This window comes from Myxococcus sp. AS-1-15 (genome assembly GCF_020037055.1).
GTDB classification, from domain to species: Bacteria; Myxococcota; Myxococcia; order Myxococcales; family Myxococcaceae; genus Myxococcus; species Myxococcus fulvus.
Map to the genome: position 1 here is coordinate 43571 of NZ_JAIQDF010000030.1, position 9922 is coordinate 53492.

4 protein-coding genes and 1 pseudogene are annotated in these 9922 nt (G+C 71.5%); all 5 read left to right on the forward strand.

The genetic code is table 11. The features are described from left to right. Window positions 1-57 precede the first annotated feature (57 nt). Window positions 58-5196, forward strand: coding sequence for a non-ribosomal peptide synthetase (locus K8625_RS42510; RefSeq protein ID WP_223785950.1), 5139 nt, complete (start codon window positions 58-60; stop codon window positions 5194-5196). Next, on the forward strand, window positions 5193-6701 hold the full coding sequence (locus K8625_RS42515; protein WP_223785951.1) for a condensation domain-containing protein: 1509 nt from the start codon (window positions 5193-5195) through the stop codon (window positions 6699-6701). Before K8625_RS42510 ends, K8625_RS42515 begins: the two co-directional genes overlap by 4 nt. After that, entirely contained in the window at window positions 6698-7897 is a 1200-nt protein-coding gene (locus K8625_RS42520) for a cytochrome P450 (protein WP_223785952.1), read from the forward strand. The genes K8625_RS42515 and K8625_RS42520 overlap by 4 nt, the downstream gene beginning before the upstream one ends. Before the next feature lie 242 nt (window positions 7898-8139). After that, window positions 8140-9468 (forward strand): hydroxymethylglutaryl-CoA reductase, degradative, encoded by a 1329-nt coding sequence (locus K8625_RS42525; RefSeq protein ID WP_223785953.1) that lies wholly within the window; start codon window positions 8140-8142, stop codon window positions 9466-9468. Window positions 9469-9659: 191 nt separating this feature from the next. Further along, a pseudogene (locus tag K8625_RS42530) lies at window positions 9660-9922 on the forward strand (germacradienol/geosmin synthase); the annotation flags it as partial.

The following is a 9922-nucleotide window of genomic DNA, read 5'->3' on the forward strand; positions in this document are numbered from 1 at the left end:
TCGGAAGGCCGCTCCACGCGGCGGCCTCGATGTATGTCATTGCCTCCAGGAGTTCCCTTGCCCGCCACGCCCCCGTCCGCCCTGGTGACAGGAACCGAGTACGAACGCCTGCTCTCCAGCCTCCGTCTGAAGAGCCCCTGGGCGCTCGAGGGACACACCCCGGAAGAGGTGCGCCGTGCGCTGGATGTCGCGGCGCAGGCGGCCCGCGTGCAGGGGGGACGGGTCGACCATGGACCGTGGCGCTCGGTGGTGGACGTCATCGCCGAGCAGTGCCGGCGGCATGCCGACCGCGTCGCGCTCTCGGCCGGTGCTGCTGAAATCACCTACGCGATGCTGGAGGCCCGGACGCGTGCCCTGGCCGCCCGCCTGCGGGCCCGGGGGCTCGGGCGCGGAGACGTGGTCGCGGTGGTGCTGGAGCGGGGCGCGGCCTTCGTCGAGCTCGCCCTCGCCGTCTGGCGCGTGGGCGCGGCCTACCTGCCCCTGGCGCCGTCACATCCCCAGGCGTGGCGCGAGGACATCGTCCGCAGGGTCGGCGCGGCGCTCGTGGTGGGCGCGCCCGAATGCCAGGTGCCGGGCGTGCCCTTCCTGGAGCCAGGGGCCGACGCGGGCGAGGGGCGCGTGGAGGACACGATGCTCGTCCCGGAGGACCTCGCGTACATCATCTGCACGTCGGGTTCGACGGGCGAGCCCAAGCTGGTGATGACCGAGCATCGCGGCGTCGCCAACCTCCTGCATGCGCAGCGGGACTTCCTGGGCGCGCTGGGGCCGGACACGCGGGTGCTGCAGTTCTTCCACCCCTCGTTCGATGCCTCGCTGTTCGATGTGCTGATGGCGCTGCCCAACGGAGGCCGGCTGGAGACGCTGGAGGCGTCGCCGCTCTCCGGAGCGTCGCTGGCCCAGGTGATGGTGGACCGGCGCATCACCCACGCGGTGCTGCCCGCCACGGTCCTCCGCACGCTGCAGCCGGGCGGCTTCCCCGACCTCCAGGTGGTGATGAGCACCGGGGACGTGTGCCTGCCGGAGACGGCCCGTCAGTGGAGCGCGCACCACCGCTTCGTCAACGGCTATGGCCCGACGGAGGTCACGGTGGCCAGCACGCTCCAGGCGGTGCACGACGTGGAGGGGGAGCGCGTGCCCATCGGCCGCCCCCTGTCCAACGACCACGTGGTCATCCTCGATGAGCAGCTGCGCCTCGTACCCGACGGGGTGGCGGGTGAGCTGTGCATCGGCGGGGAAGGGGTGGGGCGTGGGTATCTGGGGCGGCCCGACCTGACCGCCGAGCGCTTCATCCCGGATGCGTTCGGTCCGGTGCCGGGAGGTCGGCTGTACCGCAGCGGCGATTGGGGCCGGTGGTTGCCGGACGGCACGCTGGAGTTCCTGGGCCGGCGCGACGACCAGGTGAAGATTCGCGGCGCGCGCATCGAGCTGGGCCAGGTGGAGGCGGCGCTGGCCGCGCTGCCGGACGTGCGCGACGCGGTCGCCCTCATCGACGACACGCGGGAGCGCCTGCTGGGCTACGTGATGCCCGACACCGGAGCGGCGCTGACCGGCGACGCGGTGCGCGCGGAGCTTCGACGCCGGCTGCCCGGCTACCTGGTGCCGGACGTGGTTGTCGTGGTGGAGGCCTGGCCCCTGAACACCAGCGGCAAGGTGGACCGGGCGCGGCTGCCTCGCCCTCCTCGCGCGGAGCGGACGGACTACCAGGCCCCGCGGTCGCCCGGTGAGGTGGCGCTGGCGGCCATCGCGGCGGCGCTGCTCGGGATGGAGCGGGTGGGGCGCGATGACAACCTGTTCGAGCTGGGCGGTCACTCGCTGTTCGCCACCCAGCTCGTGGCCCGGGTGCGACGCGTGCTGGGCGCGCAGCTGGAGCTGAGCGAGGTGCTCCAGACGCCCACGGTGGCCTGCCTCGCGGCGCGCTTGCAGGAAGCACAGGGTGGGGTGGACCTGGGCCCTCGACGTGGCGCTGTGGGAATGGCGCTCACGCCGTCGTTCGGCCAGGAGCGGGTGTGGCTGATGCACAAGCTCAACCCGGACGCGCGGGCCTATCACACGCAGGCGGTGTTCCGTCTCGAGGGCACGCTGGACCTCGCCGCGCTGCAAGCGAGCCTCACCGACATCGTGCGTCGCCACGACGTGATGCGCTCGCGCTTCCCCGAGGTGGATGGCGAGCTGCGGTGTGAGCTGGAGGCCCCGTGGGAGGTGGAGCTCTGCGTCCAGGACTTCAGCGGCGTGGACGAAGCGCAGCTGGACTCCCACGTGGCGGAGGCGGTCCGGGACGCGGTGCAGGCCCCGTTCGCGCTCGCCGAGGGCCGGCCCTTCCGCTGGCGGCTGCTGCGACTGAGCGCGGGGGAGCACCTGTTCGTGCACGTCGAGCACCACATCGTGCACGACGGCTGGTCCTTCAACGTCTTCGTGCGCGAGCTGCTCAACGGCTACGCCGAACACGTCCGCCACGGCCAGGTGCGGCGCCCCGCGCTGGCGGTGCAGTACTCCGATTACGCGCGCTGGCAGCGCGAGTGGGTGGGGACCGAGGCCGCCGAGGCGCAGCGCCGCTTCTGGCGCCGGGAGCTGGAGGGCGCGCAGACCCTGCTCCAGCTCCCCCGACGGGTGGCCCCCCATGGGCGACGGTTTCGTGGGGTGGCGCCCCGGGTGGAGCTGGACGGTGAGCTCGCGCGGCGCCTCCAGGCGCTGGCGGACCGCAACAACGCGTCCCTCTTCACCACGCTCCTCTCCGCGTTCTTCGTCCTGCTGCACCGGTACACCGGCTCCCAGGACCTGCTCGTGGGCTCCTCGGTCGCCAACCGGCGCTGGCAGGACACCGAGGGCATGCTGGGCATGTTCATCAACACCGTCGTCCTGCGGGGCAGGCTCGACGGGGACCCCTCGTTCGAGGAGCTCCTGGCGCGGGTGCGGCGCACCACGCTGGAGGTCTATGACCACCAGGAGCTGCCCTATGAGCAGATCTTCGCGCAGTCGCCCGCGCGGCATCAGGGGGGCTTCAACCCGTTGATACAGACGATGTTCAACTTCCACGACTCGTCGGTGGGCACGCTCGATGCGTCGCCGCTCGACGTCTCCTTCGTGGAGGGGCTGGGCAACGGCTCCGCCAAGTTCGAGCTGTCCGTCGTCGCGGTGCCGCTCTACGCCGAGCCGGGGCACATCCAACGGCTGGCCGGGGACGTGGTCCGCGTTCCGCGTTCGGAGGCCCCCGTGCGCTCCAGTCCCCGCTCATCCCTGAGCGGCATCCTGCTCTCGTGGGAGTTCGACTCCGACCTCTTCGAGGACTTCTTCATCGCCGGCATCCTGTCCGCGTATCAGCAACTGCTGCGCTCCATCGTCGACGCGCCGGACACCCGCGTGTCCAGGCTGTCGATGCTGAGCGACGCGGACCGGCGCGCGCTCGTCAGCGTGGGGGCTCGCCAGGAGGCGCCGTCGTATCGGGTGCATGACCTGTTCGCACACTGGACCCGCCGAGCGCCCGACGCTCCCGCGGTGAGGTCCGGCGACCGGGTGCTGACCTATGCCGAGCTGACGCGTCGGGCGGAGCACCTGGCGCACCACCTGCGCGACCTGGGCGTTGGCCGTGAGGCCCTCGTGGCGGTGTGCATTCCGCGCTCGGAAGCCCTGGTCGTGGCCCAGCTGGGAATCCTCATGGCGGGGGCGGCCTTCCTGTCGCTGGACCCAGGTGCTCCCGCGGCGTGGCTGGAGCCGCTCATGCGCGAGGCCGGGGCCCGCGCCCTCGTCACCACGGCGGCGTTGGACGGCCGACTCACCGGTCTGCCCACCGTCGTGCTGGAGGCGCTGCCTCCGGTGTCATCCGGGCCGCTGCCGGAGGGGAGCCCGTCGGACCTCGCCTACGTGCTCTACACGTCCGGGTCGACGGGCAGACCCAAGGGCGTTCAAATCGAGCACCACTCGGTCGTGTCCCTGCTGCACCGCACGGCCCTGGCCGAGGACCTGGGCCCCGGCAAGACGATGCTGGCGATGGCGTCGGTGACCTTCGACATCTCCGTGCTGGAGGTCTGGGGCGCGCTGCTCAACGGCGCCGCCGTCCACTTCCTGCCGCCGGGGTGGGACGTGCCGGGGCTGGCGCGCTGTCTCGTCGACCAGCGCATCACGCATGCGGTGATTCCTCCCGTGGTGCTGCCCCGGTTGGCGGCCGACGCTCCGGAGGCCTTCGCCGCCCTGGACCGCGTGGTGGTTGGTGGAGATGTCTTCCCGGTGGAGGCGTTCCGCGCGCTCCAGCGCGACGGCTTCACCAAGGTCACGAACGGCTACGGCCCCACGGAGATCACCGTCATGGCCAGCGGACACCGGCTGGACGACGGGGTCGACGCCGAGGCCACCCGTGTCCCCATCGGGCGCCCGCTGTTCAATGCGCACCTGGTGGTGCTCGACGCGCACGGGCAGGTGGCTCCGCCGGGCGCGGTGGGGGAGCTCTGCATCGGTGGGGCCGGTGTCGCGAGAGGCTACCGCGACCAGCCGGGCCTCACCGCCGAGCGCTTCGTACCGGACCCCTTCGGGACCCATCCGGGGGCGCGGCTCTATCGCAGCGGGGACCTGGCCCGGTGGTTGCCAGGAGGCGTCATCGAGTTCCTGGGCCGCCGTGATGAGCAGGTGAAGGTCCGTGGCGTCCGGGTGGAGCTGGCCGAGGTGCGCGCCGCCCTGGCCGCGCATCCCGGCGTGGTGGACGCGCTCGCGCGGGTCGACTCGCGGGGCGGGGAGGCTCGCCTCGTGGGCTATGTCGTGGCCGGGGCGGCGACCCAGGTGTCGGGGCAGGCCGTGCGCGAGGACCTGGCGCGCAGGGTGCCGGCGCACCTGGTGCCTTCGGAGGTCATCGTCCTGGCGTCCTGGCCGCTGACTCAAAACGGGAAGGTGGACCCTTCGCGGCTGCCCACGACGGACCGGCGCCCGGACGCGCCCTACACGGCGCCGAGGACCGAGGCCGAGGTCCGTGTCGCGTCGGTGGTCACCGAGCTCCTGGGCGTGAGCCGGGTGGATGTGCATGAGAGCCTGCTCGCGCTCGGCATGCATTCGCTGCAGGCGATGCGGCTGGCCTCGCGGCTGAGCCGGACGGTGGGGCGCGAGGTCGGGCTCGCCACGATTCTCACCGGGCCGACCATCGCCCAGCTCGCTCATGCGCTCGCCGAGGCTCCGGTCGCGAAGCCCACCATCAAGAGGCTTCCACGCGGATGACGACCGTGTTCCCGATGTCGTTCGCCCAGCAGCGGCTGTGCTTCCTGCACCGGATGGACCCCACCGGCGCGGCCCACGCCACCGTTCGCTGCCACCGTGTCACGGGGCCCCTGGATTCGCGAGCCCTGCAAGAGGCCCTGGACGCGCTGGTGGCCCGGCACGAACCGCTGCGCACCGTCTTCCCGCTGGGGACGCAGCAGCTCATCGCTCCGGAGGGGCGCGCGCAGGTTCGCTTCGTGGAGGTCAAGACGGAGGCCGAGGCCCTGCGACACGCGCACGAGGAGGCGCTCCAGCCGTTCGACCTGGAGCGCGGTCCCTTGCTGCGGCTCACCGTGCTGCGGCTGGAGCCCCGGACGCACTTCCTCCTGTTCGCCGTGCACCTGCTGGTGGCGGACGGCACCTCGCTCCAGGTGTTCACCGAGGAGCTGGCCATCGCATACCGGGCAGCGCTCCTGGGGCGGCCTCCCGCCCTGCCCGAGCTGCCCGTGCAGTACGTGGACTGGGCCGCATGGCAGCGCGAGCAGCTCACCGCCGAGCGGCGCGAGTCGCTGTCGCGCTGGTGGAGGGAGCAGCTGTCGGGTGTCCCCCTGTTCCTGGACCTCGTCCCTCCGCGTCCCGTGTCGGGGCGGGGACGGCGCATGCACCGGGTGTTGCCCGCCGCGGTCTCCGACGGCGTGCGTGCCCTTGCGAGCACCGAGCGTCAGACGGTGTTCACGGTGCTGGCCGCCGCCTGTGGGAGGGTGCTCGGGCACCGTGCGGGACGTGAGCGGGTGCTGCTGGGGCTGGCCGTGGCGAACCGGGACCTGCCCGAGGTCGAGCGGGTGCTCGGGTTCTTCGTCGAGACCGTGGTGCTCCAGGTGGACCTGCGTGGTGACGTCGACCTCCGCGCGCTGCTCACCCGGGTGGCATCGGCCACGGCGGCGGCCACCGCGCACAAGGCCCTGCCCTTCGAGCAGCTCGTCGCGGACCTGGCTCCGCCCAGGGACCCGACGCGCTCTCCCGTCGTCCAGGTCAACTTCGCCTACCACCCCGTGGGCACGGCGGGCGCCCTGTCATTGCAGGACTGTGAGGTGACGGAGCTCCTGCTGGACCTCCCCTCCGCGAAGTTCGAGCTGACCGTTCGGGTGGAGGAGCGCTCCGACGGCGCGTTCACCGTGTGGGGCGAGTTCGACGAGAGCCTCTTCGAGCCCGCCTTCATCGAGGCGCTGCTCGCGGACTACGAGGACGTCTTGCGGACGGCGACCCCCGACGCGCGGACCTCGCCTCGGCGCTCCTCGACCCGGGAACAACAGCTTGGCCGCATCTTCGCCGACGTGCTGAAGGTCGCCTCGGTCGCTCCGGACGACGACTTCTTCCAGCGCGGCGGCCACTCCTTGCAGCTCGTCGAGGTCGCGGTCCGCATCCGGAATGAACTGGGCCAGGACCTCGGCTTGCGCGAGCTGTACCAGCATCCCACCGTGGCGGGCATCGCCGCCCGGCTCGACCGAACAGGAGCCCCCCGATGAGCCCTTCCTATCCCTTCCCCAAGGACTGGAGCCTCCCGCTGGAGCCGCCCGCTGAATACGAGTGGCTGCGCAAGCAGGCCCCGGTCTGTCCCGTGAAGTTGTGGGACGGAAACACGCCGTGGCTGGTGAGCCGCTACAGCGACGTGCTGGCGGTGCTGGGAGACCCCCGGCTGGTCGCGGACTCCACGCTGCCGGGGTTCCCGCACCTGTCGCCCGCGGCCGCTGCTCGACAGGGCAGGCCGCTGGCCTTCTTCCTGCGCCCGGATGCGGAGTATCGGGCGCAGCGGGCCATGCTCGTGCAGGAGTTCATGCCCCGGCGGATGGAGGCCCTGAGGCCGCGCATCCAGGCCACCGTGGACGCGGCGCTCGACGCGATGCTGGCCGGCCCGAGGCCCGTGGACCTGATGTCGGCGTTCGCGCTCCCCGTGGCCCTGCAAGTCATTGGCGATCTGCTCGGCGTGCCCCAGGAGGGCGCCGAGGCGCTGCACGTGCTGAGCAGGACCGTCGGCTCGCGTGCGTCCTCCCGCGAGGAGGCGACCGCGGCCTTGATGGCGCTGGATGATGTCTTCCTGCGGTTGGTGGAGGACAACCTGCGTGAGCCCGGGGACACGCTCATCGGTCGTGTCGTCACGGAGCAGGTGGCGACGGGGAAGCTGAGCCCCCCGGACGCGGCGTCCCTGTTCCACGCGCTGTACTACGCCGGGCACGGACCGTCGGCGTACATGTTCGGGCTGGGGACGCTGGCGCTGCTCATCCACCCCGAGCAGCTCGCGAAGTTCCGCCAGATGGAGGACCCCGCCGCCATCACCGCGGCGGTGCAGGAGTTGCTGCGCTTCGTCAATGTCTCACATCTCGCCCGGCAGCGCGTCGCCACCGTGGACCTCACCGTGGGCGGTCAGCTCATCCGCGCGGGGGAGGGTGTCCTCGCGCAGCCGGACTCGGCCAACCGCGACGGCACGGTCTTCGAGGCGCCGGACCGGCTGGACCTCCAGCGGGAAGCGCACCGCAACTTCGCCTTCGGCCACGGCATCCACCTGTGCACGGGGCGCGCGCTGGCCCTCATCGAGTTCGAGGTGGTGTTCAAGACGCTGTTCCAGCGCATCCCCACGTTGCGGCTGGCCGTGCCGCTGGAGGAGGTCCGCTTCAAGAAGGACGAGAACCTGCTCGGCGTCCATGAGCTGCCGCTCACCTGGTGACTCGCGGCGCTCGGCTCCGGTGAATCCGCGAGCCAGTCGGTTCGCGGTGTGCGCTTCCTGGTCGCCAGTGGGTGCGCCGGGTCTGTGATTCGGTGAGTTGACGCGTCAGCCACCGGGGTTGACACGTCAACCGAGGAGCCTGGCTGTTTCATCCTCCTCGAATCCCACGAGATGTGGCCCGGCGCTTCATGGCGCCACCGTTGCAAGGGGGCCCGCTCCAGGTTCTGCACCGAAGGAACAACATGTCCGACATCGTGACCTCCCGGCTCCCGAGCTTCCACAAGCTGCCGATGGAGGAGCGCCACGCGCACCTCGCTCGTATGTTCCGGCTCCAGCCCGAGGACCTGCGGCAACTGCTGGGCTCCGAAGCGCTGCCGCCTGTCCTGGCGAACCAGATGATCGAGAACGCGGTGGGGACGTTCTGCCTGCCGCTGGGCCTGGGCCTCAACCTCCAGGTCAACGGGCGCGACCTCCTGGTGCCCATGGCGGTGGAGGAGCCGTCCGTGGTGGCGGCCGTGTCCTTCGCCGCGAAGATCGTCCGCGAGTCCGGTGGCTTCACCGCCGAGGCGGACCCCTCGCTGATGATTGGCCAGGTGCAGGTGTCGCGCTACGGCGACCCGAAGGTGGCCACCGAGCACATCCTGGCGAACAAGGAGCAGCTCCTCGCGCTGGCCAACAGCTTCCACCCGGCCATGGTGGCGCGCGGCGGTGGGGCCAAGGACGTGGAGGTGCGCGTGCTGCCGGCCCCCGAGGGCCCGTGCGGAGAGCCGTTGCTCATCGTGCACCTCCTCATCGACACGCAGGAGGCGATGGGGGCCAACCTCATCAACACCATGGCGGAGGGCGTGGCGCCGCTCATCGAGCAGCTCACCGGCGGCAAGGTGTACCTGCGCATCCTCTCCAACCTGGCGGACCGGCGGCTGGCGCGCGCCACGTGCCGCATCCCACTGGCGGCGCTGGCGGACTTCGAGATGCCGGGCGAAATCATCGCCGAGGGCATCACCCAGGCCAGCCGCTTCGCCGAAGCCGACCCGTACCGCGCGGCCACGCACAACAAGGGCGTGATGAACGGCATCGACGCGGTGGCCATCGCCACGGGGCAGGACTGGCGCGCGATTGAAGCCGGCGCGCACGCCTTCGCCTGCCGCAGCGGGCAGTACCGTCCGCTGTCCACCTGGTACCTGGAGGAGGGGCACCTGGTGGGCCGCATCGAGCTGCCCATGGCGCTGGGCGTGGTGGGCGGCCCCATCAAGGTGCACCCCGGCGTGCAGCTGGCGCTCAAGCTGATGCAGACCCCCTCGGTGCGCGAGCTGTCGATGGTGTTCGCGGCGGTGGGGCTGGCGCAGAACTTCGCGGCGCTCCGGGCGCTGGGCAGCGTGGGCATCCAGAAGGGCCACATGGCGATGCACGCGCGCTGCGTGGCGGTGACGGCGGGCGCGCGGGGCGACTGGGTGGAGAAGATCGCCAACCTGCTGGTGAAGGCGGGTCACGTGAAGGTGGAGAAGGCCCGCGAGCTGCTGGCAAGCCTCCCCGCAGAGGACGCCGCCGCCGCGACCGGCACGAGCGTCTGACGCCGCCGCGGACGTGTCATGCGCCCCGTTGACACGTCCTCGGTGACGACTGACGTGTCAGCCGCGCGAGCCGGGGTGTTTCAACCGCTTCGAATCACACGAGAGGCGGCCTGATTCATCCCGGCACCACCGTTGCAATGGGCGCGCGGGCCCGATGAGTTGAATCATCTTGAGACTGGCGAAGGGTGAAGATGTCAAAGGCGCGTCAGAAGCAACCATTCCAGCTGCCTGAATTCTACGTGCCGTGGCCGGCGCGGCTGAACCCGAACCTGGAAGCCGCCCGCGTGCACACCAAGGCGTGGTCCTACCAGATGGGCATCCTGGGGCCGCCGAGGGACGGGACGGACCGGGAGGTCTGGTCCGAGCGCCGGTTCGACGGCATGGACTACGCGCTGCTCTGCGCGTACACGCACCCCGAGGCGCCGGGGCCGGTGCTGGACCTGGTCACGGACTG